Here is a 25,577-nt window from a genome sequence, read left to right on the forward strand (position 1 = left end):
AATAATGAAGTCATCTATTGCGAAGAAACTGCAGAACAGGCGCTTCGAAGACATTGCGGCATGCAGTAGTGCACGGCACGCGCACGCTTAATGACACGCAGCGGCATCTCCACAAAACAAGCTTGCTTGATGAACAAACAACTGGTCGATTTCGCCGTCCTCTGTATCCGCAGAAAGCTTGAGAGTGCCCCGCACTCAGTCGATACGGCCAGGGGAATCCACTCTTTCTGGATCGATTGGGAAGAGCCCGTCCCTCCGGAAGCTACAACACTGGAGGCGCTGGAAAGACTCGAGAGCGACGGAGTGGTAGAACGTGTCGCGCTGGACACCCAGGAACTCTGGATGATGAAGAAGGAGTCTCAGTTGCCCTCATCGACGTGAGCCCGGAGCCAGGAATATGACCCGACCCATTTCACTCGCCGCCTTGACTGTGCTGGAACTGACACCGCCGGAAATGGTGACGTGCGCCTTTGACGCCGGCTTCAGCCATGTCGGCATCCGCCTGCTGCCGGCAACGCCGACCGAGCCGCAGTACGACATTGTGGGAGACACGCAGATGCTGCGCGAAGTCGAACATCGCCTGGCGGACACCGGCATCAAGGTGCTTGATGTCGAAATCTTTCGCATCAAGCCCGGTACCCTGGTCGGCGACTACGAAGCCGCGATTGCCATCGCCGCCCGGCTCGGCGCGAGCGAGTTGCTTGTGGCCGGAAACGATCCCGACGAGGCCCGGCTCACCGATACCTTCGCCGCATTCTGCGACCTCGCCAACAGCTACGGGCTGGCAGCCGTCCTGGAATTCATGCCCTGGACCGACGCGAAGGATTTGACCCAGGCTGCGCGCATCGTTGAGCGCACCGGCCGCAGCAACGCAGGTGTGCTGATCGACCCCTTCCATCTGAGCCGCTCACGCAGTTGCATCAAGGACATTGCCGAGATCCCGCCATCGCGCTTTCGTTTCATGCAGTTTTGTGACGTGCCCGCAGCCATTCCACCGACGATGGACGCGATCCTCGCCGAGGCCCGCTCCGAGCGCCTGTTTCCTGGCGATGGCGAAGTGGACCTCCTCGGTCTCCTGCGCGCCGCGCCGCGCAACATCCCGCTCAGCCTCGAAGTGCCAACGCACACGCTGGCACTCACCGTCGGCGCCACCGATCGCGCACGCCGAGCCCTTGCCGCCACACGGCGCGTGCTGGCGCTACTCGACACATGAGCGAACTCTGTCAACCGGGCTCGTGCCAGGAAAGAAAAGAAACAGGCTGAAGGCGGGCGTTGCCCGACACGGCAACCCGAACGTTCTGAACCATTTTTATTCAGGTCGAACAAGCCATCTATCTGGCAAGGCATTGATCTAAAGCAAGCTTGTCGTGGCACATCACTCGCATAGTCAGAACTGCCGAATCGGCACAAAGACCAAGGAAACGCCACATGAAACGGACCCTCTCCCTCGGCGCCATCGCCGCCGCCATCGGTATCCTCGCCACGGCTTTGTCCGTGCAGGCGCAGCCTGCCGCACACTCGGCGCATACCGCTGCCGCGTCCGGCAACACTTCAACCGCTGCGGCACCCGCCCGGATCAAGCGCTACGAACTGCACACCAACATCGTCGACGGGAAAATGGTGTTCGTCGACGACAAAGGACAGGTGAACCCGACCCTTGCCGCCAACGTGGACGACACAATCGAGATCGTGCTGGAAAGCGGCGAAGGCGCGGAGCATGACCTGGTGATACCCGAACTCAACGTCGCATCGTCCAAGTTCAGCCCCGGCACTGGCAAGACCACTCTGCGGTTCAAGGTTCCGCGCTCTGGTACGTTCACCTATTACTGCTCAATCCCCGGTCACCGGCAGATCGGCATGGAAGGCCGGCTGCAAGTCAGCGGCCCCGCCTCTGCCCAAGTCCCTACGCCCGCTGGCAGCGACTCCGGCCAGGCTGCGCTTGCGCTCTATACCCCAGCCCCCGTGCCGCAGCGCGCAGCCGACCCCTCCGCAGTCAGCGTCGCCGCCAACCCGGCCACGGTGCCGGCTGCCGTAGGGGACCGGGCTCCCAAGACCCTGAAGTACCGCATGGAAACGGTCGAGTTGCCCGGCAAGCTCGACGACGGCACGAGCTTTACCTACTGGACTTTCAACCGCCAGGTGCCCGGTCCGATGCTGCGCGCCCGCGTAGGCGACACCATTGAGCTAACGCTGGCCAATGCCCGTGACAGCAAGATGATCCACTCGATCGACCTGCATGCGGTGACAGGCGGCCATGGCGGCGGCGAACACACGCAGGTTGCTCCGGGCCAGGAAAAGACCATCACCTTCAAGGCGCTCAACCCGGGCTTGTATGTGTACCACTGCGCCACGCCCCTGGTGCCACAGCACATCGCGGCCGGTATGTACGGAATGATCCTGGTCGAGTCCGCAGGCGGCTTGCCTAAGGTGGACCGCGAGTACTACGTGATGCAAGGAGAGATGTACACGGGCCGCCCACATGGCGTCAAGGGGCACCAGGAAGCCGATCTCGAAAAGATGGCCAATGAACTACCCGACTACTACGTCTTCAACGGCGAAGTCGGTGCACTGAGCAAGACCCATAAACTTCAGGCCAAGGTAGGCGAAACCGTGCGCATCTACTTCGGCGTCGGTGGGCCCAACAAAATCTCGTCTTTCCACGTTATCGGTGAGATCTTCGATACCGTGTACAGCGAAGGCTCCTTCACGGGTCTCAAGCACGACGTACAGACAACGCTGGTGGCACCCGGCGGCGCGACCATCGTCGAAATCAAGGTCCAACACCCCGGAAGGTATTTACTGGTGGACCACGCCTTGTCACGCGCAGGCAAGGGCGCGGTCGGCGTGCTCGAAGTCACCGGCGAACCGGTACCCGGCGTCTACAAGGCCGGTGTGTTGTAACCCTGGACAGGGCCGCGCCACGCGAGGCAGCGTAAATCTGCCCCTCTGCAGCTATGCCTCCAGGCGTACGACGACTTTGCCGGAGTGCCGGCCCTGCAGCAGGTCTGACAGGGCGGCGGGTGCTTGCAGAAGACCATCCACAACGTGCTCCAACGCCTTGACCTGTCCACTGTTGATCCATTCTTCCATGTCACTGCGGAACACGTCAAAGCGCGCGCCATAGTGGTCAAGAATGATGAACCCCTGCACCCGCACCCTCTTTTGCAAAATGGCGGCCAGGAACTGCGGCAGCTGACTGATGCCGGGAAAACCTGCCGAGTCGTTGTAATGTGCGACAAAGCCGCACACAGGCATACGGGCGCCAAGATTGAGGAGCGGAAGGACTGCCGCCAATACGTCGCCTCCGACGTTTTCAAAGTACACGTCAATGCCCGCCGGGCATGCGGCAGCAAGCTGTTCCCTGAACAATGGCCCGTGCCTGTCGACGCAGGCATCAAAGCCCAGATCGTCGACCGCCTGCCGGCATTTGTCGGTACCGCCGGCGACGCCTACCACGCGGGCGCCCTTGAGTTTCGCGATCTGGCCGACCATGGCGCCCACCGCACCGGTCGCCGCTGCAACCACAACAGTTTCACCAACTTTTGGCTGGCTGATGTCCAGCAATCCGACGTGAGCTGTGAAGCCCGGCATTCCGAGCGCACCAAGCGCCAGAGACGGACGGACCATGTCACCAATGACCTGCAGGTCGTTCCCATCGCTCAGAGCGTAGTCCTGCCAGCCAGCGTTGGCTAGCACGAGATCACCAACGCGATATTTGGGATGCCTGGAGTCGACGATGCTGCTGACTGTGCCGCCCGGCATGGTGCCGCCCAATGGAACGGGTGGTGCGTATCCAGGCCCGATTTCGTCCATCAGGTTGCGCATGTACGGGTCCAGCGAAAGAAAATGCGTTCGCAGGAGTACCTGGCCTTCGCCTGGGCGCGGCACGGGCTCGGTCACGAGCTTGAAGTCAGACGCAACAGGCAGGCCGCGCGGATGCGCCGCCAAGGTGATGCGCCGATTGATGCTAGGGTCTGGTTTTGACTTTGTCATGACTGCCTCCGTGCTTCAGCTACGGCGGGCGCCGGGCCACGCCGCCATGCCAGCAGGCCGCCCAGCGCCACAGCCACCATGGCAAATGCAGGGGCACCGAGCGCTCCAGTCCAGTCAACGATGAGGCCGCCTGCGATGGCGCCCGTGGCGATGGCGATCTGGAACGCTGCCACCAGCAGGCCGCCCGCGGCCTCTGCCTGGTCGGGCGCGGCGCGCACGATCCAGGTCTGGAAGCCGACCGGAAATGCGCCGAATGCGAACCCCCATAGCGTCACCGCCACAGCGGTGACCACGGTGGAGCTGCCGCCAATGAGCAGCGCAGCCGCAAGCAAGGCGATCATTGCGCTGCCTGCGACGATCGCGTATCGCTCACTGCGCCCCGCCAGCCAGCCCCCTGCAAAGTTCCCGAAGAAGCCGCCGATGCCGTAGCCCAGCAGCACAGCGGAAATCGCCGCCACTGGCAGCTTCGTCACGTCTTCAAGCACGGGCCGGATGTAGGTGAAGCCCGCAAAATGGCCGGATATCACGAGCAGCACTGCCAGCAGAGCGATGCGTACCGGCCCCCGCGTAAGCAGATCGCGCAGGCCCTTCAGACTGGCCTGGTCGCGTGGCGGCAGGGGCGGCAACGCGACCAGCTGCACAACGAAAGCCAGCAGGCCGACGACACCTGCCGCGACAAAAGCACTGCGCCATCCCCAAAGACTACCCATCCACGCGCCGACGGGCGCCGCGCAGACGGTGGCAATGGACACGCCCGTCAACACGAGCGACATTGCGCGCGGGAAAAGCCGTTCCGGCACCAGGCGCATGGCCAGTGCCGCCGCCATCGACCAAAACCCTCCCAGCGCGATGCCGAGCACCACGCGCGCGACCAGCAGCACCGAGAGCGAGGCGGCTGTCGCCGCCAACAGGTTGGATACGAACAAAAGGGCTGTGAGCGTCAGCAGCACCCGCTTGCGGTCAAAGCGTGCCGTCAGCAAGGGGATGGTCGGCGCGGCCACCGCGCCGACAAGCGCGGTGGCCGTGACGGCCTGGCCCGCAGCGCCTGCCGTGACGTGCAGGTCAGCCGCCATGGCGGTCAGCAGGCTGGCCGGCAGGAATTCCGCCGTGACCAGGCCGAACACGCCCAGGGACAGTGAGGCGACCGCCGCCCAGAGCGCGGCGGCCTCACCGGGCGGATCATTGACAGGAGTTACACCGGCGGCCAGCGGATCGAGACAGGCAGAACAGGAAGTTGATGACATGAAATATGAAGCCTTGTTGAGGACAGGGTTGCCAGCTTAGGCCTAGCATCGACACCTTTCCATGGCGAAAGAGCCGAAATGCTTGACGATTCCTCCAGAACTTTCACGCCCGTCGTTCAGCCTCCTCAAGAAGACGGGGGCCTGCCTGCCGCAGGGCCCGATTCCCTCACCAAAGTCCTGCTGGGCCTGCGCCTGGAAGGCGTTGAGTACGGCCGCTGCCTCATGCATGCGCCGTGGGCGATTTCCTTTGCCGCGCAACCGGCCGCACGTTTTCACTTCGTCGCCAGCGGAGACGCCTGGATGCACACGCCGCAGTCCGGGTGGATGGAACTGAAGGCCGGTGACGCGGTGCTGCTGCCGCGCGGCACGGCCCACACCTTGGCCAGTTCGCCCGAAGTGCCGCCGGTAGACCTCGCGACCTTTGATCGCGAGCGGGTCGCGGACGACATCTACCTGCTGCGGGACGGAGCTTCTGTGGCGCAAGTACCCTCCCACGTCATGTTCTGCGGCAGCATGACCTTCAACCTCGACCCGCTGCACCCCTTGCTGGCCATGATGCCGGAGGTGATCCGCGCCGGCGACCTGGCCCAACGCGATCCGGGCGTGCCCATGCTGCTTGACGCGATGGAACGTGAAGCCTCGCTCAACCGCATCGGCGCCTGCGGCATCCTGGCCCGCATGGCCGACGTGCTCGCCGCGAGCATCATCCGCGCCTGGGTGGAATGCGCTTGCAGCAACTCGACAGGCTGGATCGCAGCGCTGCGCTCGCCCGGTGTGGGCAAGGTGCTTGCAGCCATTCACGCGACGCCGGAGCAGGACTGGAGCGTGCCGGAGATGGCGAACATCATGGGCGCATCGCGATCACGTTTTGCCCAGGCCTTCAAGGAATCGGTGGGCGAAAGCCCGGCCAGGTACGTGGCCCGCATTCGCATGTTCCAGGCCCGCAACTGGATCGCGCAGGACGGCATGCGTGTCACAGTGGCCGCTGACCGGCTGGGTTACGACTCGGAGGCCTCGTTCAGCCGGGCGTTCAAGCGTGTTATCGGCCACCCGCCCAGCAAGGCCCGCAGTTCCATGTGACCAAGGCGTGCTGTGGCGCTGGACTGCTCAGTTGGGCTTTGGTGCGCATTTGCAATACGCCCGGCGCACAGAGCAATGAGCGCCGGCAAGGCCCGGGTGAAGCAGGACATGGCTATCGGCAATTCGTGAATCGCCCAGCTAGTCCAGCACGCGAGGCTGCACGCCGACTACTGCGCAATGCCGGTGGTAGTCCGAGATCCGGTCGGCGGCAGTTATCCGCTGCAGTACGCTGTGGTGCGCTCCGAGGTATTCGACACTGCCCTTGACGACGACGTGCACCAGGAGTTCCTCGTCCCCTACAGCTTCCCACCAGTCCACATTGCCGGCAGGCTCATGAATGTAGTCCCCGACGCCCACCATGCGACCGTCGTTCAAGCGACGCTCGCCAACCAAGGTCAGGGCGTGAACCTCGCCAGTGTGTCGGTGTAAACCCAGCCGTGTGCCCGGCTTGAGCCGCATCAATTCGACCCAGCCTGAACCATCTGGCAGGAACTGGATCGGAAGTGACCATTTCCCTTCCCCTTCCGGGATCCAGGTGCTGAGTCCGGCCCGGCGCATAGCCGCGGCGACGATAGTGTTTGCTAGTTCCATGGCTCTGCCTCTTACTGGTCTGGATGTTGATGGCGGTATTCCTGGGTGCGCCCGCCATAGCCGTACGCGCTGCCGCGCACGTCTTGCACGTACACATAGCTTTCTGGGTGCAGGTCTCCTAGGATGCGCCCGAACGCTTCAAATGATTCGGCGACAAACCGGGCCTTTTCGGCCTTGGTGTTGGTTTCGTCCACCACCTTGATGTCGAAGTAGAAGCTGGTCATCTTCAGTTCGGCCAGCGATTTTCCGGCGACAAACCAGTCGCGCGGATCGACATAGTCGATCACCACTGCGGTGAGGTCACGTCGCTTTCCGAGCAAGCGGCTGGAAAGGTCCAGCAGCGTGTCGGTGACGAGTTGCGAGAGTTCTGGCGTACGGTTCGCCGAGATCTTGACATTGAGGATAGGCATGGTTGTTTCCTTTTTTGGGTTGGTGTCGCCACTTTAGGGCGAGCCACTACAGCCGGAAACCACCATCCCGCATAATCGGTTTTGCTCGAAACGCAAAGGCAACCCCGATGAAACACTTCCTGCCGGACCCTGCGGACTTGCGGTGGCTGGTTCGCTCACTCGACCTCAATTCGTTCTCTGCGGCCGCCCGAGAGCTGGACGTGGCAGTCTCTGTCGTTACCCGGGGAGTCAACCGGCTCGAAACGGGGTATGGGGTCACTTTGTTGCGCCGGTCCACACATGGGCTGTCGGCAACCGCCGAAGGCTTTGAGCTGGCGCAGGAAGCGCGTGAACTGCTGGCGCGGATGGAGGACATCTCTGCCGCGGTGTCGAAACAGCGAAATCGCGTGGCCGGTGCGCTGCGGCTGGCATCAAGCCAGGAGATTTGCGAGGAACTGGTTGTGCCGCAGCTGGGCCCGCTGCGCGCGCGATACCCGGAGTTGCGCATCGAGATAGTGGCCGATGACCGGGTTGCCGATCTCGTGACGGACGGGATCGATGTGGCCCTGCGCACCACAGTGGGCAATAGCGAGGCTGTGGTCGCCCGTGCCCTTGGCTCCTTTGAACGCCGCCTGTACGCCTCGCCTGAATATTTGCGCCAATATGGAGAACCCGCCAACCCGGAGGAGCTTGGCAGGCATCAGACGGTAACCCATACCGCGCAGGGGCCCGTTGTGACATGGGCGTTCCGCAAGGCCGGACGGTCGGTCGAAGTCACTGTCAGGTCACAGCTCGCAACGAATACCACGGCCTTGGTGCATCACGCCCTGGTGGCCGGGGCGGGCATCGGCATGCTGTCGGTTCCATTGGCTGCGGGGGACGTGGCCAAGGGCCTTTTGAAGGAGGTTTTATCACCTTACGCTTCCGGTGTTACCCACACGATGTTCGCAGTGTCCCTGCCCAACCTGCGCAACGCCGCGCGCGTACGGGCTGTGATCGACTTCCTTCAGGCGGCCGCCCGCCGGCAGTGGGCCATGACTTGCACCTAGCGGAAACCGGCCTTGAACTCCAGCACCTGGAATGCTGCGCTTAAGGTTTGTTTTGATTCCTCATAACCTGCCCAAGAGGGGATGCAGACAAAAATTGGACTATCAGGAGGTAGTTCACGTATCCGTGCCAAGACAGGATTCGAGCGGTCGAGCTCTACATCAAGTCCGGAAAACCCGTGAGCCAATCATCCGTCAGCTGGGTTGCATGAATAAAGTCCTTCAGTTGGTGCTTTGAGCAAGCGCCGGCATGCGCATGCCCTCATCCACAATCGTTAGCGGCAGTTCACCGGCACAGTTGCCACGACCCGCCAGCGGGATACACGCAGAAAGCGGCCTGAACTCAGGCGCTGGCAGCGGCGTTTGCGCTTTTGCCTGCTGGTAGGGTGTGCCGCCGGTCGACCCTGCAGCCTGACCAGGCAGCAGTCCGGCCGTGATCAACAAGGTGCCGGGCGTGTAGTTGATCGTGTAGTTGCCATTGGCTGCCAGCAAACCCTGGTTGATCGCGTAATTGCCAGGCTGCTCGCCCGCCACGCGCTGCAACGCACCGCTCAGTACAGAGGCCGCGCTGTCGCCGGCCGCAAACGGCCCGGTGCGGTAAGTCAGCAAAGGGTCGGGCGTATAGACCTGTTTGGCCTGGTTATCGGCGATCACCGAAAGTGACGCTGGCGTAATGACACCGCTGTTGTTCGCGGCATAGCTGACGCTGTAGTTGTTGCCGCCATTACCGTCGTTCATGACCAGTCCGGCGGCAGTCAGCGTCTTGCCGCTGCCGGCATTTTTGTTGTCGAAGGTCTGCGTGGCTGCGCTGGCAACTGTGTCGTACAGCGCGCCGGTGACCACGGGCGCTGCTGCCGACGCGGTGGTGCCGTCGTAAACACGGTTGTCGGCCTGCGCGGTCACAGTCAGCGCGGCCGGGGTGATGCTGGCCGTGGCCGCCGCCTGACCGGTGATGGTGTAGTTACCCACGTCGGCGCCTGCGTAGCTGCTGCTGAGGGCGACGGCTTTCCCGCTGCCCACATGTTTGTCTGCGAAAGCGCCTGTGGCAGTTACCGCGAGATCGTCGTTGGTGATCAGGCCAGCGTAGCTTGCACCAGCAACGTTGACAGTGGCGGTCGTGCTGCCGTCGTAGACCTTGTCGGCAGCCGTAATGCCGCTGACGGTCAATGCTTTCGGTGTGATGTTCGCCGTCGTCGTAGCCTGGCCGGTGATGGTGTAGTTGCCGACGTCGGCGCCCGTGTAGCTGCTGGCGAGCGTGATGGTCTTGCCGTTGGCCACGTTTTTGTTGCCGAAGGCGCCATTGGCAGTGACCGCGAGATCGTCATTGATGATCAGGCCAGCGTAGCTTGCGCCAGCCACATTGACGGTGGCGGCGTTGTTGCCGTCGTAGACCTTGTCGCTGGCCGTGATGCCGCTGACCGTCAAGGCCTTGGGTGTGATGTTGGCGGTGGTGGTGGCCTGGTCCGTGATGGTGTAATTCCCCACGTCGGCACCGGTGTAGCTGCTGGCCAGCGTCACCGTTTTGCCGTTGCCTACGTTTTTGTTGCCGAAGGTGCCGGTGGCGTTGACTTCGAGTACATCGCCGCTCACCAATCCCGCGTAGCTTGCGCTGCTGATGTTGACGGCAGCGGTCGTGTTGCCGTCATAGATCTTGTCGCTGGCCGTGATACCGCTGACCGTCAGCGCCTTGGGCGTGATGTCGGCCACCAGCCCAGCCGGATTGCTGACGCTGTAGTTGCCGGCATCGGCGCCCCCCAGCAGGCCGGTACCGTTCAAGGTCACCCCTTTGGCATTGCCGACCTTTTTATCGGCGAAACTGCCGGTGACACCACTCAGGTTCAGCGTTACGTCCTCAAGGCCGATCACGCCTGACAGCGCCGCCACACCGGTGTTCAGCGTAGCGGTGGCATTGCCGTCGTACATCTTGTTGTCCGCAGTAAGGCCGCTGACCGCCAAGGTTTTAGGTGTGATGCTGGCGACCACCGCAGTCGGGCTGCTAACGCTGTAGTTGCCCGCATCGGTGCCCGACAACAAGCCCACCCCGCTTACTGTTACTGCTTTGGCATTGCCTACATTTTTATCGGCAAAGTTGCCGGTAGCGCTGCTCAAATTGACGGCAACGTTATCGCTGCCCAGCACGCCAGACAACGTTGCCGCGCCGGTATTCAACGCGGCGATAGTGTTGCCGTCGTAGACCTTGTCGCTGGCCGTCACGCCGCTCACGGTGAGCGCGGCCGGCGTAATAGTCAGCAGGCCGCCCACGATGTCCAGCCCCTGCTGATCGGAAAACGCGGTGTAGGTGCCGACGTTGCGGCCACTGGCGGCAGTGCCGGTGCGCGTGCCCGAGGGCGCCGCCACGCTGCCGGCCTGCGTCGCCGCGTTGTAAACCGTGTTCACATTGGCCACGTTTTGCGCCACCAAAAAGTTGCGCAGCAGCGGGCTGGTCATGCCTTCGTAGATGCGCCAGGTGCTGCCCGTGCCGCCCAGCTTGTCGATGCTCCAGCCGGTAAAGGTGTCGACCTGTTTCATCTGGGCGCTGGTCTTGCCGGTGCCGACAGGGCTGGTAGCTTGGCCGCTGGTGGTCACATCCCAGTAGCTGTTCGAGACGCCGCCGACGGTGACGCCGATCAGTCCGCCCGTGGCGCTAGTGCCGGTGACTGCCCCCGTCGCGTAAGTGCGGTTCACCGAACCGACGATGTGTTCGCCGATGAGGCCCCCGACCCGGGCGGCGCCGGTGACGCTGCCGGTGGCATAGGCATCGGTGAGGCTCGCCGCGCCACCGTAACCGATCAGGCCGCCCACCGCGTCGCCCGTGCCCGTCACGTTGCCCGAAGCATAGACGGCGCGGAATCGTTCCTTTGCGACCCATCCCGGGTTCAAGAAGCCCCCCGCCCCCACCAGCCCGCCAACGCTGCCGGCGCCGCTGACGTCGCCCGTGGCGTACAGGTTCTCCATCCAACCCAGGCCGTCCGTCACGCCGTCGATTCTTGAATGCCCGATCAGCCCGCCGACCATGTTGCCGTTTGCCTCGACCCGGCCGGTCGCAGAACTGTTGACCACCAGCGATTCCGAATATCCGATCAGGCCGCCCGCCTCGCTGTCGCCGGTCCCCGTGGCACGCACGGCACCCTCGGCCCGCGCGTTGCGCACGATCATCAGATTGCTGCTGGTTCCGATCAGGCCGCCGACCTTGCTGACGCCCTCTACCCTACCGCGGGCGACGGCATCCGTGACGTCATACACCGTCCTGCCGATCAGCCCCCCTACGTACAGCCCACCGGTGACGTTCCCGGTGGCTTCCGCATTCGAGACAGGCGCGAGGGCGCTGCCAACCAATCCGCCAGTGGCTTGATAGAGGCCAGTCACGTCGCCGGTCGCTTTCGCGTTGTCGATGGTGCCGAACGCCAAACCGACAAGGCCGCCGACCAGGTAGTAGCCCGTTACGGCTCCGCTGGCCTGGCCATCGGTGAGGCTGCCGCCGTTCAGGTGTCCCACCAGACCGCCGACCTGATGCCCGGCCGCCGCCACGCCGGTGCCGGTGTTCGTCACCGATCCGCTGGCGCGGACATTGGTGAGCGCCGCTCCGGTCGAGCGACCGATCAGCCCGCCGGTGTATTGGCCCTGGCTCGTGACCTTGGCGTTGGACCTTGCATTCTGGATATCGCCGCCGCTGTGGTCACCGATCAAGCCGCCGGTGTAGTTGCCGGGGCCCTCCACGGTCGCGGCGATCGCGGCTTCCGAGCGTGCATCCGTCACGGCGCCGATGTTCTTGCCCACCAAACCGCCGGTGTAGTTGCCCCCTGAAGTCACCTTACCGGTGGCGTAGACAGTGGTCAGGGTACCCGTGCTGCTCCCCGCCAGCCCGCCCGTGTAGTCGCCATTGGACTTCACATCGCCGGTGGCGTAAACGGAAGTCATGTCACCCGTGCTGCTCCCCGCCAGGCCGCCGACGTACTGGGCCTTGCCAACCAGGTTCTCAGCGGTGACGGCGCCGGTTGCGTGGGAGTTGCTGATCGACCCGGAATGGTTGACGCCGACCAGCCCGCCAATACCGCTGTAGCTGTACAGATTGAGGCCATCGGCCAGCACCTCGCCATCCGCGCTGGCCTGGCTGATGTTGCCGAAGTTCCAGCCGACCAGGCCGCCCACGTTGCGGTTGGTGCTGGAACCAAAACCGATGCCGCTGACCTTGCCGGCGGCGCTGACGTTGACCAGGTTCCCGCCGGACGTTGCCGCCGTGGGATTGCCATTGGCACCAATCAGGCCGCCCACGTTTGCCGCTCCCTTGACCTCGCCTAAGGCGCGCGCATTCTCCAAGGAGCCTCCCTGCATTCGGCCAATAAGCCCCCCCACATGGTTGTAGCCCGTCGCCGTGACATCGCCGGAAGCCGAGACATCGCGCATAGCCGTGTTGAGAGCAGTGCCAACGAGGCCACCGACATCGCTGAGGCCGGCGCTTGTCATGTTGACCGTGACTTTGGCGTGCGCGTCCTGCAGTGTCCCACCGGTCATTAGGCCGACCAGCCCGCCGACGTCGTGGCCGGGCCCCGTGAGCGTGCCGGACGCTCGCAGGTTGTGCAACGTGGCGCCGTTGGCGGAACCAGCCAGGGTGCCGTACCACTCGTCCACTCCACCGGTCACGCCGGCCAAATCCAGGTTGCGCACCGTGCCGCCGTTGATGCCGGCGAACAGCCCGCCGTTGTTCACTGTCCTGATCTTCAGGTCGGTGATGCTATGGCCCAGCCCGTCCAGGGTGCCGCTCAGCCCTAGCAGCGGCGAGGCTCCCTGGTTGCCGTTCCAGTTTTCGGTGGCGCTGGCGTCGATGTCGGCCCCCAGCGCGTAGCGCAGGCTACCTTCGAGGTTGATGGACTGCAGGCCGTCGGTAGACCCCTCCGTGCCCAAGGCGTTGATGACAATGTAGCCCTCGCCATTGATCGTTAAAAATCCCGTGCCGGCGCGGTCGAAGTTGACGCGCCCGGCAAAACCCGCGTCCGGATCCACCGCCACCTTGACCTTGCCGGCGGCAACACCCGCATCGGCGCCGTTGGCGGTGCCGGTGTTCATCACCAGCGCCGAGCTGCCGGTGGCGTCCATCACGGCGCGGATGTTGATGTCGCGCGCAGCGGTCAGCGTCAGCGTGTTGGCGGCCCAGCTCACGTTGTCGTTGACGTGGATGTCGCCGTTGCCCGCCGCGTTGCTGCCGCTGCTGGACAGGATGGTGACGTCGCTGTTGGCCAGGTTGGCGGAGAGCGTGGCGCCGCTGATGTCGCCGCTGCTGGCGGCGATGGTGAAGTCCGCGGGGTCTATCAACCAGGTGCCGGTTTTGCCCTGCGCGGCGCGCGTGCTGACGCGTGTGCCTTCAGCCACCTTGACATGCGCGCCCGAGGTGTCGACAAAGCCTCCGTCGCCGCCGGTGGGCGCGGAAGCGTCCAGCGTGCCGCCCACCTGTACCGTGCCGCCGTTGAAGCCGCCCAGCAGCTTGATGACACCGCCGCGGTTTTCCAGCGTGCGCGCCTGGATGACGCCGGTGTTGTTGACCACGGTGCCGGCCAGGGCGTCGGCGGCTTTGGCGGTGAGCAGGGCGGTGCCGCCGTCGGCCTGCATCAGCCCGCCGTTGTGCACCAGTGCGTTGACCGCGCCTTCGTCCACTGCAAGCTTGAGCAGCCCGTCGCCTGCGAAGTCGAGCGTGACCTGCTTGCCGGCGGCCAGCGCCACCGTGCCCAGGTTGGCCACCAGCGTGCCGGTGTTGCTGACCTGAGCGCCAATCAGCGCGATGCTGCCGCCGTCGGCCGCGCGTATCGAGCCCTCGTTGCGCACGCTGCCGCCACCACTGCCGCTGGCGCGCAACACATAACGCCCGGCCATGAAGTCGGTATCGCTCATGCCCAGGGTCGAGGCCACCAGCCCGCCCACGCTGACCTGCGCGCTCTGGCCGAACAACACGCCGTTGGGGTTGAGCAGGAAGACCTGGCCGTTGGCATTGAGCCGGCCCAGGATCTGGCTGGCCTCAGTGCCCAGCACGCGATTGAGTGCAACGGCATTCGATCCGGGCTGCACGAAATTGACGGTCTCGTTGCCGGCAACGCCGAAGCCCTGCCAGTTGATGGCCAGCTTGGGTGTGGCCTGAGTGATGGTGGTGGTGGTGCCGCTTTGCGTGATGCCACCCTGGCCCGCGCTGACCTGGCCACCCGTGGGAGCGGCCAGCGCCTGCGCCGCTGCCAAGCCGGCGGCAAGGGCCAACGCGCGGAGCTTGCGTTCACGCTTGCCCAGGCTGCGTTTGCCCTTGCCGCTGGCTGTTTCGGCCACGGCTTCAAAGCAGGCACCGGCTTCGTTCCAGATGACGCGGTAGGTGTGGTTCATGGCGATTTTTCCTTCGGTTGTGAATCAAATCGGGCTTCAGCCCTTTCAGGACGTGCGCAAGCAGCTATCAAATATGTAGCGCGAAATAGGCGGTACGTTGGCCACTCAAAAACTCCTGGACACCTGCAGCCACAGCCGGCTGCTGCGATCCGGCTCGGCGGTGGCCGGGCCGCCGTGCAGCTTGCGTGCGTAAAAGAAGCGTGCGCTCCAGCCGTCGGCATGCGCCCAGTTCAGGCCCAGACCGGCACCCGACAGGCTTCGCCGGTTTGACGCGCCAACGCCGGACAACGGCTGCTCATTGCCGTAGCCAACGGCCGCGTCGTAAAAGCCGACCAGCTGCCAGCCGGCGCCCAGCGGGTATTGCAGTTCCAGCGTCAGCAGGCTGGCGCGGTCTGACGGCGCTTCGCCCTGCGGGTAGGCGCGCACGGCGCCAGCGCCGCCAAGCGGCAGCTTTTCGGACGAGTCCAGGTTCTTGCTGGGCCACTGGCCGGTATAGGAGACCAGCAAGTTGGCCTTGCCGACGCTTTGCTGGCGCATGGCCAGCAGGCCCAGCTTGCCGAAGCTGCCGGCGCTGCGCACGGTAGCCTCGTCGATGGCCAATGCGTCGGCACTGTTAATGGCCAGCTGGCCGCGCGTATAAGCGGCCGAAAACCCCCAGACGCCACCGCCACCCCAGCCGTCGCGTGCGTCACCGGAAAGGCCAAGATTGAGCAGGTTCAGATGCTTGTCATCGGCCGAGCCGACGAGGTCGATGCGGTCACGCAGGCGCTTGTGCTCGGCACTGACTTGCGCGTTCAGGTTGTGCAGGCGTGAGCGCAGCACCGGGTGCGCGGCGAACAGGGTGACTATGGAAGCGTCGCCGTGTGCGTCCAGGTTTGCAAACTCCCCGCCTAGGCGGTACCTCATCACCGAGACGGCAGCGCCCGCGCGCGTGCCGTTGCCGCCCACCGGTAACTGCCACCCCAGGCGCGCGTAGTTCATATCGCTCCCGGCGGTCAATGCGCGCAGGGACACCAGGTCGCCCAGGCCGGCCGGGTTGTTGAAGTACAGGCTGGCGCCTGCCCGTTCGCGGCCGGTGGCGCGGCTGCCGAAATTGTCGGCCTCCAGCAAGCCAGTGACAGCCGGCCCCCGCTCAACGTCCACCACCAGTTCGCTGGTGCCCACCGACGCGCCGGGCTGCAGGGTCGAGCGCACCGCGATGCCGGGCACGTCGGCTGCCAGCAGCAGCGAACGCTCCAGCGCTGCGTCGTTTACCAGCTCACCCGGCACCAGCGCGGCCAGTGGCAGCGGCGCGGGCAATTCGCCCTGCGGCTTCACGGTGATGGCGCTGTAACGGCCCTCCACAATGGCGATTTTCACAACACCATCCCGGATGTCCTGCTGGGGCAGGTAGGCGCGCGCCACCGTATAGCCGTGCTGGCGATAGAAGCGGCTCAGGCGCACCGCCAGTTCCTCGAGCCCGGCGAAGTCAAGCTCACGGCCGATGGCGTCCTGCACCACCGTGAACAGCTCTGCTTCGGAAAAAGCGGTGGCACCCGAAATTTTTATCTGCGCCACCCGCACCTGGATTGCAGCATCCCCCGGTGATGCCTGTGGCATCGGGGATGCCGCGGCCGGTGCTGCAGGCAGCACAGCCGGTGCGTCATCGCGGGGCACGGGAGCCGCAGGCCTGAGTTGCTGCAACACATTGCCGGCATCGGGAGGGCTGACCGCCGCTGCAGGCTCCAGTCCGGCCAGGCACGCGGCTCCGCACAACAGCACCGCGGCGCGGCGCACGGGCCAGGAAGAGGCGTAGACGCCCTGACGCAGCGGCAGCGAAGCGCCTGTCGTGGATCGGGTAGTGGTTTGCATGCCGCGTATGGTGTCGGGCCGGGAAGGCAATCGCCTCCCCTGATTCGGGGAGACGGTCCGAATTTTTTTGCGGTCAAATAGGCGCACCCGCTAAGATTCACGGCGGCGTCAGCCCCAACAACAACTGAAGGAATCAAGCGCATCCATGTCCATCCTGACCGTGACCCTGGTGGAAGACGACACACCAATCCGCGAGGAATTCGCGCGCATGGTGCGTGAAGATGTTGGCCTCAGGCTGCTGGAGGCGGTGGGTTCCTGCGCTGAGGCACGGCGCAGCTTTTCATTTGCCCAGCCGGACGTTGCACTGATTGATTTGGGCCTGCCCGACGGCGACGGCACCGAACTGATCGCGGACCTGGCCCGCCGCTCGCGCCACACCAGCATCCTGGTGGTGACCATCTTCGGTGACGAGGCCCACGTGGTGCGCGCCCTGCAGGCGGGTGCCCACGGCTACCTGCTCAAAGACACACCGACCGCGGAATTCGGCCGTGCGATCCGCGCCGTGAGCGAGGGCGCAGCCCCGCTTTCGCCGCAGGTGGCGCGCTATCTCCTGCGCAGCTTCGCCGCACCACGGGCAGAGGCACTGCGCTGGCTGATGGAGCCGCTGACGCCTCGCGAAAAAGACGTGCTGACGGCCATCTCGCAAGGCCTTTCGGTGCCCGAAACAGCGCGGCACCTCGACGTCGCGCCGTCTACCGTAGCCGCCCATATCAAGAGCATTTACGGCAAGCTGGCCGTGCACTCGCGCGTCGAAGCCGTGAACCAGGCGCGTGCCCGGGGACTGATCTGAATGCGATTGCAGGGCATATGGGCCGCGCTATGCGCCTGCGCCACGCTGATGCTGGCGGCGCCGTCCTGGAGCGCCACGGCGGCCACCCTGGAACGGGCGGTGGTCGTCACTGAAGACGCAGGGCGCCCCGCCGAAGTCGATTTCAGCAAGGCTTCGCCCGTCACGCTGCCCGACAACTGGCGCCGCAGCCGCCCTGGTTTTGACGGCGTCGCCTGGTATTCGATCGCGCTCGACGCTCCCCTGAAGGCCGCCGGCGCTACCGGCCCGGAGCATGAACTTGTGCTCGTCGTGCCGCGTGTGGCTGACCTGGGCGAGTTCTGGCTCAACGGCGAACGGCTGGACCTTGGCACGGGCAACGGATTTACCCGCAACCGCGCGCTGTGGGTGCCCCTGGGAGGCCACGTACTCAAGCCCTCGGGCAACCTGCTGCAGGTGCGCGTCAGCGGCAGCGCCGACACCCGCGGCGGACTTTCGCGCATGAGCCTGGGAACCACTGCGGCCGTGGGGCCGGCCTTCCAGGTGCGCCGTTTCCTGCAAAGCATTGCCCCCACAATGCTGATGTTCGCGGTGCCGATCTGCCTGTTCGGCGCCATCCCGCTGTGGTTCAAGACGCGCCGCTACATCCACCTGCTGTTCGTGCTGCTGTGCGTGAGCTGGATGCCGCGGGCACTGGTGATGCTCGCGCCTGAAGCCGGGCCGCCCGGCCCCGAATCCCTGCTGTTCGCGCTGGCCAGCACCCTGGTGTCCAACACGCTCATGATCATGCTGCTGCTGGAGTACAGCCACTGGACCAGCCCGCCCTGGAAGCGCTACCTCAAAGTGCTCTACGGGGTCATCGCGCTGTCTTTCGCAGCGGGCGTCGCCGCCTACCTGAAGGGCGACATGCGGCCCAACGTCGCGGCCGTGCTGCACTGGCCTTATTTCGCCCTGACCATCGCCGTGGTGCTGGCCCAGGTTCACAGGGCCTGGCGCACACGCCGGCGCAACGAGGTGTTCCTGGCAGTGACGCTGGTCCTCTGGTGGGCCGCGGTGCTGCAGGACCTGGCCATTCCCGCCGACCTGAACGCCTTCGACAGCTTCTTCATGGCCCCAGTGGCCGCACTACTGGTGCTGGCCACCCTGGTCGCGCGCACGCTCGAGGGCCTGGCGCTGCACAGGGCCAGCGCCGAAGAAGAGATCAACCTTGCGGTCGCCGGCGTCAGCACAGCGCACGGGCAGGCCCTGGAAGAAATGCGCGCGGAATTCGACCGCCGCAAGGCCGAGGAGCGCCAGGCCGTGATCGCCGCCGAGCGTACCCGGCTGCTGCACGACCTGCACGACGGCATGGGCAGCCAGCTGATCACCGCGCTGCGGATGACCCGCCGCGACGAAGTGCCGCGAGAGGAGGTCGCGCGCGTGATCGAAGACTCCCTGGAAGACATGCGGCTCATCATCGATTCGCTGGACCTTGAGGAAAGCGACCTGCTGCCCCTGCTGGCCAACTTGCGTTATCGGCTGGAGCCGCGGCTCAACGCCATCGGGGTTGGTTTGCAGTGGCAAGTGGGGCCGTTGCCGGAGATGGACTACCTGACACCCGAGACAGGTCTTTCCATCCTGCGCACGCTCCAGGAGGCCATCAACAATGCAGTGCGCCATGGCGCGGCCAGGACCATCACAGTTCGCGCGCGTGATACCGCCAGCACACTGGAACTGTCCGTCACAGATGACGGCTGCGGCTTCGACACGCACGCCGTTCCCGCCCCCGGCAAGACCCAACGCGGCCTGGCCGCGATGCGAATGCGCGCACAAAAATTGGGGGGCCAGGTCCGCATTTCCAGTGGCACACATGGAACCTGCGTGACGCTGGAGCTTCCGTTAAGACGTTGAGACGGTACCCTTCAACCGCATACACAAAACTTTGGTCCGAAGCTTGAGCCGCCCTCTTTTTACGACACTCTTGTGGGCTGCGAGTCCGGCACCTTGACCGACGCGAGCACGCGGTCGACCATCACGCCTGCCTGGCCCAGGTTATTCATCGGATCGCAGAACGAGGCCAGCTGCTCCCGTGTCACGTGCTTCTTGATTTCGGGATGCTCCGCCAGCAGATCGATCAGCGGCCGCTTTTGCTGGAGCGCGTCGCGGCAGATGTCGTAGACAAGGTCATGAGCGTATTCACGCCCGATGTAGGGGCCCAGGCCCATCATCACGGCCTCCGACATCACGAGGCCGTGGGTCATGTCGATGTTGCGGCGCATCTGCGCGGCATCGACTTCCAGACCCGCGAGGATGAACTTCGTCTGCTTGAGCGCGCCCGAGATCAGGCAGAAAATCTCGGGCATCGCCACCCATTCGATTTCCCACGGGCCGGTGGAGCGTTCATGGTCGGCGACCATCGCGTCCATCAGCGACGCGGCCAGCTGGCGTACCACGGAGATGTTGGCATGGATGTAGAGGCAGGAGATCGGGTTGCGCTTTTGCGGCATGGTTGACGAGGAGCCGCGCCCTGGCGCGAAAGGCTCAAACACTTCGGCGACCTCGGTCTGCATCAACAGCTTCACATCCATCGCGATCTTTCCGAGCGATCCACCGACGATGCCGAGGAAGGCACCAACTTCAGCGAAGTTGTCGCGCACGGTGTGCCACGAAATCAGTGGCTGCCCGAGGCCGAGTTCCTTCATGAGGTCGGCCTGGGTTTCCATTGCGCCTTTTTCAAGCGAGGACAGCGTGCCCGACGCGCCGCCGAACTCGCCGACCAGCACCCGCGGCTTGAGCTGCGTGAGGCGCTCGCGGTGGCGCTCGATGCCCGCAAGGATGCTGGCCATCTTGTAGCCGAAGGTGATGGGCGTCGCCTGCTGCAGATTGCTGCGGCCGATGATCGGCGTGTCGCGGTGGTCGCGCGCCAGTTTGGCGAGCGAGGCCGAGATGTCCGCGAGGTCGGCCTCGACCAGTGCGAGGCCCTCGCGTATCTGCAGCACGGCGGCCGTGTCGGTGATGTCCTGCGTGGTGGCGCCCCAGTGGCAGTATTCGCCCAGGCCATCCTTGCAATGCGCGTTGATCTGGTTGACCACGGCGATGATCGGGTAGCCGATCTGCTCGGTCTTGGCCTTGAGCTTGACCCAGTCGATCTGGCTGGGCTCGCAGTTCTTCACGATCTCTTTAGCCGCCTCTTTGGGAATGATGCCGAGGGCGCCCTGAACCTTGGCGAGCGCACGCTCGATGTCCAGGTATTTGGCGGTGCGATTCTCGTCCGACCAGACATGCCGCATGGCGGCATCGCTGAACATGTCGCCGAAAATTTTTGAGTCGATGATGGTTGCGGACATAGGTTCTCCGTTGGGTTATGTATCTTGTGAAAAATCAGGGAGTGCGTGCAGCCAGGGCCACGATGCGCTCGGCTTTGAGGACAACCGGGCGATCGACCATCTTCCCGTCGAGCTGGATGGCGCCGCCGCCGGCTGCGCGCGAGGCGCTCAGGATGCGTTGCGCCCAAGCCAGCTCTTCGGCGTCAGGCCGCAGCGCACGATGCACCGCGGCGACCTGCACGGGATGAATGCACATCTTGGCGCCAAAGCCAAGGCAGCGTGCCTGCGCCATGTCGGCGGCAACCCGGTCCGCATCGACGTCGGGCGTGACGCCAGCCACGGGCGAGGGCAAACCCGCGGCGCGTGAGGCAATGGCAAGCTGGATCGCGGCGTGCTGCAACGACGGGCTGTCGGCGGGAATGTCAAGGTCGGCCATGTAGTCGAGCGAACCGAAGGCCAGGCGTGCGATGCCGGGTGCAGTGGCAAGGTCGAAGGCGGCCAGCAGGCCACGCGCTGTTTCGACCAGCGGCAACACGGTGGTACCCGCATCGAGCGAACCAAGAACGTCAGCCACCTGCCGTCTGCTTTCGCATTTCGGAAGCATGACGCAGGCTGCCCGAACCCGCCGCAGGAGCTGCAGATCGTCTGCGTACCAGTCCGTGCTCGCGTCGTTGATACGGATCAACAGCTTGCCGCGAATCTCCTCGTTGGCGGAGGGCATCCACGCCGCGATGGCTTCGCGCGCGGCAGCCTTGTCAGAGGGCGAGACCGCGTCTTCCAGGTCGATGATGACGCGGTCCGCGCCCGAGGCCAGCGCCTTCGCGAATCGCTCGGGCCGGTGGCCCGGCACGAACAGGTAGCTCAGCGGCACGGCGGGCGGCCTACTCATACCGCACCTTCCGCGCGCAACTGGGCAATCTGTTCGACGCCATAGCCAAAGTGGCTCAGGATCGCGTCGGTGTGTTGGCCCAGCGCGGGCACGGCGCCCATGCGCGGGGCGCCATGTTGCCAGGAACCGGGCGGCAGCATGGCGGGCACGGCGCCGGCCGGGGTATCGATTTCACGCCAGCGCGCGCGCGCTTCGAGTTGCGGATGTTTCCACAGCTCACTCATGGTGTTGACTTGCGCGTTAGCCACACCAGCGGTTTCCAGCCGCTCGACGACTTGGGCGGCGGTCAAGGTGCTGAAGGCTTCAACGATGATTGACGAGAGTTCGCCCCGGGCGGCGCTGCGCTGTGCGTTGCCGGCGAAACGCGGGTCGCTGGCAAGCGCGGGCTGCAGCAGCACTTTTTCGCAAAACACCTTCCACTCGCGTTCGTTCTGCAGGCCCATCATCACGGTCTTGCCGTCACCGGCCAGAAACGGGCCGTATGGATAGATGGTCGCGTGGCTGGCACCCGTGCGCTGGGGCGGCGCCGCGCCTTCGAAGGCGTAGTAGAGCGGGTAGCTCATCCACTCCGACAGCGATTCGAGCATCGAGATGTCGATGCGCTGACCCTCACCGGTCTGCCGACGGTGCATGAGCGCGCCCAGGATGTTGGTGTACGCATACATGCCGGCAGCGATGTCGGCGATGGATGGACCGGCCTTGGACGGTGTGTCGGGCGTACCGGTTACCGAGACGAAGCCAGCCTCGCTCTGGATCAGCAGGTCATAGGCTTTTTTGTCGCGGTAAGGACCGTCACCGCCGTACCCCGAGATGTCGCACACGATGATGCCGGGCTTGCGCTTGGCCAACGCTTCGTACGACAGGCCGAGCCGTGCTGCAGCGCCCGGCGCGAGGTTTTGCACCACGACGTCGGCCTCTTCAATGATCAGGCGCATGAGGATTTTCTGCGCCTCCTCGTGCTTGACGTCCAGCGTCAGGCTTTCCTTGGAGCGGTTGGTCCAGACGAAATGCGATGCAAGGCCCCGCACGCGACTGTCGTAGGCCCGTGCGAAATCGCCCACACCGGGGCGTTCAACCTTGATGACCCGCGCACCCATGTCGGCCAGCTGCCGTGTGGCGAAAGGCGCCGCGATGGCGTGTTCGAGCGTGACGACGGTGATTCCCTTGAGTGGCTGCATGGCGTCTCCTCAGCCCAGCGTGGCGATGGCGTCCATCGTGAGCCAGCCTTCATGGTCACGCCCCCACAGCCGCACGCTCTTGCCGTCGGCCGAAGGCTGCCCGTGGATCGAGAACGGGTTGACGTCGAACGTGGGCCGGACCGCCTTGAACTCAAATTTGCGCACCATGGCCTCAGGCATATGCCGACGCAACAGGTCCATGAGCAGCGTGGCGATCAAGGGGCCGTGCACGATGAGGCCGGGGTAACCCTCGACCTCCGTGACGTACTTGCGGTCGTAGTGAATGCGGTGCCCGTTGAACGTGAGGGCCGAGTAGCGGAACAGCAGCACGTCGTCGGCGACGATGCGGCGCACCCACGCGAATTCGGCGGGCGCTGCCAGCGGCGGAGGGGTCACGTCGCCGGGCGTCGGCGCCGCACGGTAGACGATGTTGTGGTGCTCGGTCAACGCCACGCCTGCAGAACCGTTGCGGCGCAGTTCATGGCGCACCTTCACGAAAACCAGGCTGCCGGTGCGGCCGCTCTTTTCCGTCACATCGACGATGGTTGAGGTGCGCGAGAGCGCGTCGCCGACACACAGCGGCTCGTGGAACTCGAAATCGCTGCCGGCCCACATGCGGCGCGGCAGGGGAACGGGCGGCAGGAAGCCGCCTCGCCGCGCATGGCCGTCCGGGCCGATCTCCGATTGCGCGTGGATCGGCAGGAAATACAGCCAGTGCCAGAGGCAGGGCAACGGCGTGCCGGGCGCGGGACGCGAGGTGTCGGCGCGGTCGAGCGTGGCCGACAACGCTGCGTACGGCGTGGCAGTGGCGGTGTCCTCCACTGTTTCGCTGCGGCCTGTCCAGTCTTGCAAGTTCATGCGCGTACCCTCCTTTCAGTGAAACTTGCGCGACTCAGTCGAGCTTGATTTTTGCGGTCGCCACAACGCCCTTCCAGCGCGTGACTTCCTTTTGCACCAGGGTTTTGAGTTGCGCAGGCGTGCTGGTTTCAACCTCGGCCCCCTGGTCTTCAATGAATTTCTGTACGGTTTTTTCGGCCAATACGCGGTTGATCTCCTGGTTCAACCGGTCAACCACCACCTTGGGGGTTTTAGCGGGGGCGAACATGGCGTACCACTGCGACATGCTGACGTTGGGAATTCCCTGCTCGGCCAGCGTCGGAACGTCCGGCAAGACGGGAGATCGCTTGTCACCGGCGATGCCGAGCGCCTTGAGCTTGCCGCCCTTGATTTGCGGGTACGCGGTAAACAAGCTGGGAAACATGTATTGCGTAATGCCGGAGATGGTGCTCATCACGGCGGGCGCTGAGCCTTTGTGGGGAATTCCAATCACGTCCACCCCCGCGGACAGCTTGAACAGCTCGCCTGCGATATGCGGTGCGGTGCCGTTCCCCGCCGTCGCGAAGCTGAAGCTGTCGGGTTTGGCCTTGATGAGCTGCACCAGTTCTTTGGCGGTCTTGGCCGGCACTTCCGGGCTGACGACCAGCACCGTCGGAGATGCCGCCACCATGCCGATGGGTTCAAAATCGGCGACCGGGTCGTAGCGCAGCTTTTGCAAGGCCGGGTTGATGCCGTGGGTAGCGATGTAGCCGAACATCAAGGTGTAGCCGTCCGGCGCGGCGCGGGCCACGAACTCACTGGCAATCGCGCCGTTCGCCCCGGCCCGGTTGTCCACGATGACCGGTTTGCCAAGCCGTGCGCTGAGTCCCTGCGCCAGGACGCGCGCCATCGCGTCATTGGCGCCGCCGGCGGAGGTCGGCACCACGATGGTGATCGCTTTTTCGGGCCAGTTCTTGGGCGTCGCCGGACTGGTCGCCGCCATGGAGAAACCAGCCGCCAGTGGCAGCAAGCTCAGCATCAGCAAAGTCCGGACGTGGTGTTTCGGCAGCATGGTTTGTCTCCTGTGGATGTTCTGGTTGCCGGATCTTCGGCGAATGCAGGGAATCCGTGAAGTGCAACTTTTGTTAGTATTGGTGCATGGCGCGCATCAATTTCGATTTGCAGCAACTCGAAGCCTTCGTGGCGGTGGCCGAGCGCGGGAGCTTTCGCGCAGCAGCCGACCACATCCATCTTTCGCCACCCGCTTTAAGCCGGCGCATCGACAAGCTCGAGACCATCCTGGGTGCGCGGCTTTTCAACCGCACCACACGAGAGGTCGAACTGACGGCCCTCGGGCACGTTTTTCTTGATCGCGCACGCGCCGCGCTGGACGACCTTGAGTCCGCCATGCTCGGCATCACCGACATCGCCGGCAGCCGGACCGGCCGGGTCACGGTGGCCTGCGTGCCTTCCGCGGCCATCCATTTCCTGCCTACGGTCGTGAGCTCGTTCTCGGAACGCTACCCACTGATCCGCGTCCGTGTGATTGACGAAGCCGCCGGCGCGGTGATGGCCAGCGTGGTGTCGGGCGAGTCGGACTTCGGCATCAGCTTCATGGGCAACCAGGTACCCGGCGTGGACTTCGAGCCGATCCATACCGATCCCTTTGTGGTGGCCATGCCGCGCCGCCATGCACTCGCCGGGCGCAAGACGCTGTCCTGGAAGAACCTGGAAACCGAGCGCCTGATCGCGGTATCGCGTACCAGCGGAAACCGGCAATTACTGGACGACGCGCTGGCCAAGGCTGGCATCAACCCCTCATACCGCCTCGAGGTGAGCCACATCGCGACGCTGCTCGGCATGGTCGAAGCGGGGCTCGGGCTTGGGGCCGTACCGCGCCTGGCCTTGCCGAAACAGCATCCGTCGATCATTGGCGTTGCGCTCGTGGCGCCGGCGGTGTCGCGTGTACTGGGCCTCACCACCTTGCGTGGCACGACGCTGCGCGCACCGGCAAAGATGTTCTACGACTACCTGCACACGGCGCTGAAAGAACGTCGCTAAGGGAAATG

At 64.6% G+C, this 25,577-nt stretch carries 19 protein-coding genes; 8 read left to right on the top strand and 11 right to left on the bottom strand.

Annotated elements, in window-relative coordinates; genetic code table 11:
• Positions 1–129 precede the first annotated feature (129 nt).
• From AC1DY9_RS19655 to nirK, 3 genes are all read left to right on the top strand, one after another.
• Positions 130–381: a hypothetical protein gene (locus AC1DY9_RS19655; RefSeq protein WP_457282534.1), complete on the top strand. Its 252-nt coding sequence runs from the start codon at positions 130–132 to the stop codon at positions 379–381.
• A gap of 16 nt (positions 382–397) precedes the next feature.
• The gene (locus AC1DY9_RS19660) at positions 398–1,213 is read left to right on the top strand and encodes a sugar phosphate isomerase/epimerase family protein (protein ID WP_457282533.1); all 816 of its coding nucleotides are present in this window, start codon (positions 398–400) and stop codon (positions 1,211–1,213) included.
• A gap of 215 nt (positions 1,214–1,428) precedes the next feature.
• On the top strand, positions 1,429–2,901 hold the full coding sequence (gene nirK, locus AC1DY9_RS19665; protein WP_457282532.1) for a copper-containing nitrite reductase: 1,473 nt from the start codon (positions 1,429–1,431) through the stop codon (positions 2,899–2,901).
• Between the two features lie 51 nt (positions 2,902–2,952).
• On the opposite strand, the gene AC1DY9_RS19670 is transcribed toward nirK, so the two are convergent.
• Positions 2,953–3,993 carry an NADP-dependent oxidoreductase gene (locus AC1DY9_RS19670; protein ID WP_477667401.1) on the bottom strand — a complete coding sequence of 347 codons (1,041 nt, stop codon included), beginning with the start codon at positions 3,991–3,993 and terminating at the stop codon, positions 2,953–2,955.
• Positions 3,990–5,237 carry an MFS transporter gene (locus AC1DY9_RS19675; RefSeq protein ID WP_477667402.1) on the bottom strand — a complete coding sequence of 416 codons (1,248 nt, stop codon included), beginning with the start codon at positions 5,235–5,237 and terminating at the stop codon, positions 3,990–3,992. The genes AC1DY9_RS19670 and AC1DY9_RS19675 overlap by 4 nt, the downstream gene beginning before the upstream one ends.
• A gap of 78 nt (positions 5,238–5,315) precedes the next feature.
• On the opposite strand from AC1DY9_RS19675, the gene AC1DY9_RS19680 reads away from it, so the two are divergent.
• Positions 5,316–6,317, top strand: coding sequence for an AraC family transcriptional regulator (locus tag AC1DY9_RS19680; RefSeq protein WP_477667403.1), 1,002 nt, complete (start codon positions 5,316–5,318; stop codon positions 6,315–6,317).
• A 138-nt stretch (positions 6,318–6,455) separates the two neighbouring features.
• On the opposite strand, the gene AC1DY9_RS19685 is transcribed toward AC1DY9_RS19680, so the two are convergent.
• Together AC1DY9_RS19685 and AC1DY9_RS19690 are read right to left on the bottom strand one after the other, a co-directional pair.
• Entirely contained in the window at positions 6,456–6,908 is a 453-nt protein-coding gene (locus tag AC1DY9_RS19685; RefSeq protein ID WP_477667404.1) for a cupin domain-containing protein, read from the bottom strand.
• Positions 6,909–6,919: 11 nt separating this feature from the next.
• Complete coding sequence (locus AC1DY9_RS19690) at positions 6,920–7,318, bottom strand: tautomerase family protein (protein WP_477667405.1); 399 nt, start codon at positions 7,316–7,318, stop codon at positions 6,920–6,922.
• Between the two features lie 107 nt (positions 7,319–7,425).
• Here AC1DY9_RS19690 and AC1DY9_RS19695 point away from each other — a divergent pair, with 107 nt between their 5' ends.
• Positions 7,426–8,346, top strand: a complete 921-nt coding sequence (locus AC1DY9_RS19695) for a LysR family transcriptional regulator (RefSeq protein WP_477667406.1) — start codon at positions 7,426–7,428, stop codon at positions 8,344–8,346.
• 219 nt (positions 8,347–8,565) lie between these two features.
• Here the strand turns inward: AC1DY9_RS19695 and AC1DY9_RS19700 are convergent, their stop codons facing one another.
• Both AC1DY9_RS19700 and AC1DY9_RS19705 read right to left on the bottom strand, forming a co-directional pair.
• Entirely contained in the window at positions 8,566–14,703 is a 6,138-nt protein-coding gene (locus AC1DY9_RS19700) for a YDG domain-containing protein (protein WP_477667407.1), read from the bottom strand.
• 105 nt (positions 14,704–14,808) lie between these two features.
• Positions 14,809–16,554 carry a ShlB/FhaC/HecB family hemolysin secretion/activation protein gene (locus AC1DY9_RS19705; protein ID WP_477667408.1) on the bottom strand — a complete coding sequence of 582 codons (1,746 nt, stop codon included), beginning with the start codon at positions 16,552–16,554 and terminating at the stop codon, positions 14,809–14,811.
• 145 nt (positions 16,555–16,699) lie between these two features.
• Here AC1DY9_RS19705 and AC1DY9_RS19710 point away from each other — a divergent pair, with 145 nt between their 5' ends.
• Both AC1DY9_RS19710 and AC1DY9_RS19715 read left to right on the top strand, forming a co-directional pair.
• Positions 16,700–17,344, top strand: a complete 645-nt coding sequence (locus AC1DY9_RS19710; protein WP_477667409.1) for a response regulator — start codon at positions 16,700–16,702, stop codon at positions 17,342–17,344.
• Positions 17,345–19,210, top strand: a complete 1,866-nt coding sequence (locus tag AC1DY9_RS19715; protein WP_477667410.1) for a sensor histidine kinase — start codon at positions 17,345–17,347, stop codon at positions 19,208–19,210. It begins immediately after the preceding gene.
• 59 nt (positions 19,211–19,269) lie between these two features.
• Here the strand turns inward: AC1DY9_RS19715 and AC1DY9_RS19720 are convergent, their stop codons facing one another.
• Genes AC1DY9_RS19720 through AC1DY9_RS19740 form a run of 5 tightly spaced genes read right to left on the bottom strand, consistent with a single transcriptional unit; the run spans position 19,270 to position 24,580 of the window.
• Complete coding sequence (locus tag AC1DY9_RS19720; RefSeq protein ID WP_477667411.1) at positions 19,270–20,646, bottom strand: class-II fumarase/aspartase family protein; 1,377 nt, start codon at positions 20,644–20,646, stop codon at positions 19,270–19,272.
• 34 nt (positions 20,647–20,680) lie between these two features.
• The gene (locus tag AC1DY9_RS19725) at positions 20,681–21,514 is read right to left on the bottom strand and encodes an HpcH/HpaI aldolase/citrate lyase family protein (RefSeq protein WP_457282518.1); all 834 of its coding nucleotides are present in this window, start codon (positions 21,512–21,514) and stop codon (positions 20,681–20,683) included.
• Positions 21,511–22,692: a CaiB/BaiF CoA transferase family protein gene (locus AC1DY9_RS19730; RefSeq protein ID WP_457282517.1), complete on the bottom strand. Its 1,182-nt coding sequence runs from the start codon at positions 22,690–22,692 to the stop codon at positions 21,511–21,513. The genes AC1DY9_RS19725 and AC1DY9_RS19730 overlap by 4 nt, the downstream gene beginning before the upstream one ends.
• Before the next feature lie 9 nt (positions 22,693–22,701).
• A complete protein-coding gene (locus tag AC1DY9_RS19735; protein WP_457282516.1) occupies positions 22,702–23,550 on the bottom strand; it encodes an HTD2 family dehydratase in 849 nt (282 codons plus the stop codon).
• A 34-nt stretch (positions 23,551–23,584) separates the two neighbouring features.
• Positions 23,585–24,580, bottom strand: a complete 996-nt coding sequence (locus tag AC1DY9_RS19740) for a Bug family tripartite tricarboxylate transporter substrate binding protein (RefSeq protein ID WP_457282515.1) — start codon at positions 24,578–24,580, stop codon at positions 23,585–23,587.
• An 86-nt stretch (positions 24,581–24,666) separates the two neighbouring features.
• Between AC1DY9_RS19740 and AC1DY9_RS19745 the strand changes: the two genes are divergently transcribed.
• Positions 24,667–25,569, top strand: coding sequence for a LysR family transcriptional regulator (locus AC1DY9_RS19745; protein ID WP_457282514.1), 903 nt, complete (start codon positions 24,667–24,669; stop codon positions 25,567–25,569).
• Positions 25,570–25,577 lie beyond the last annotated feature (8 nt).

It is taken from the genome of Polaromonas sp. P1_F6, from assembly GCF_056405695.1.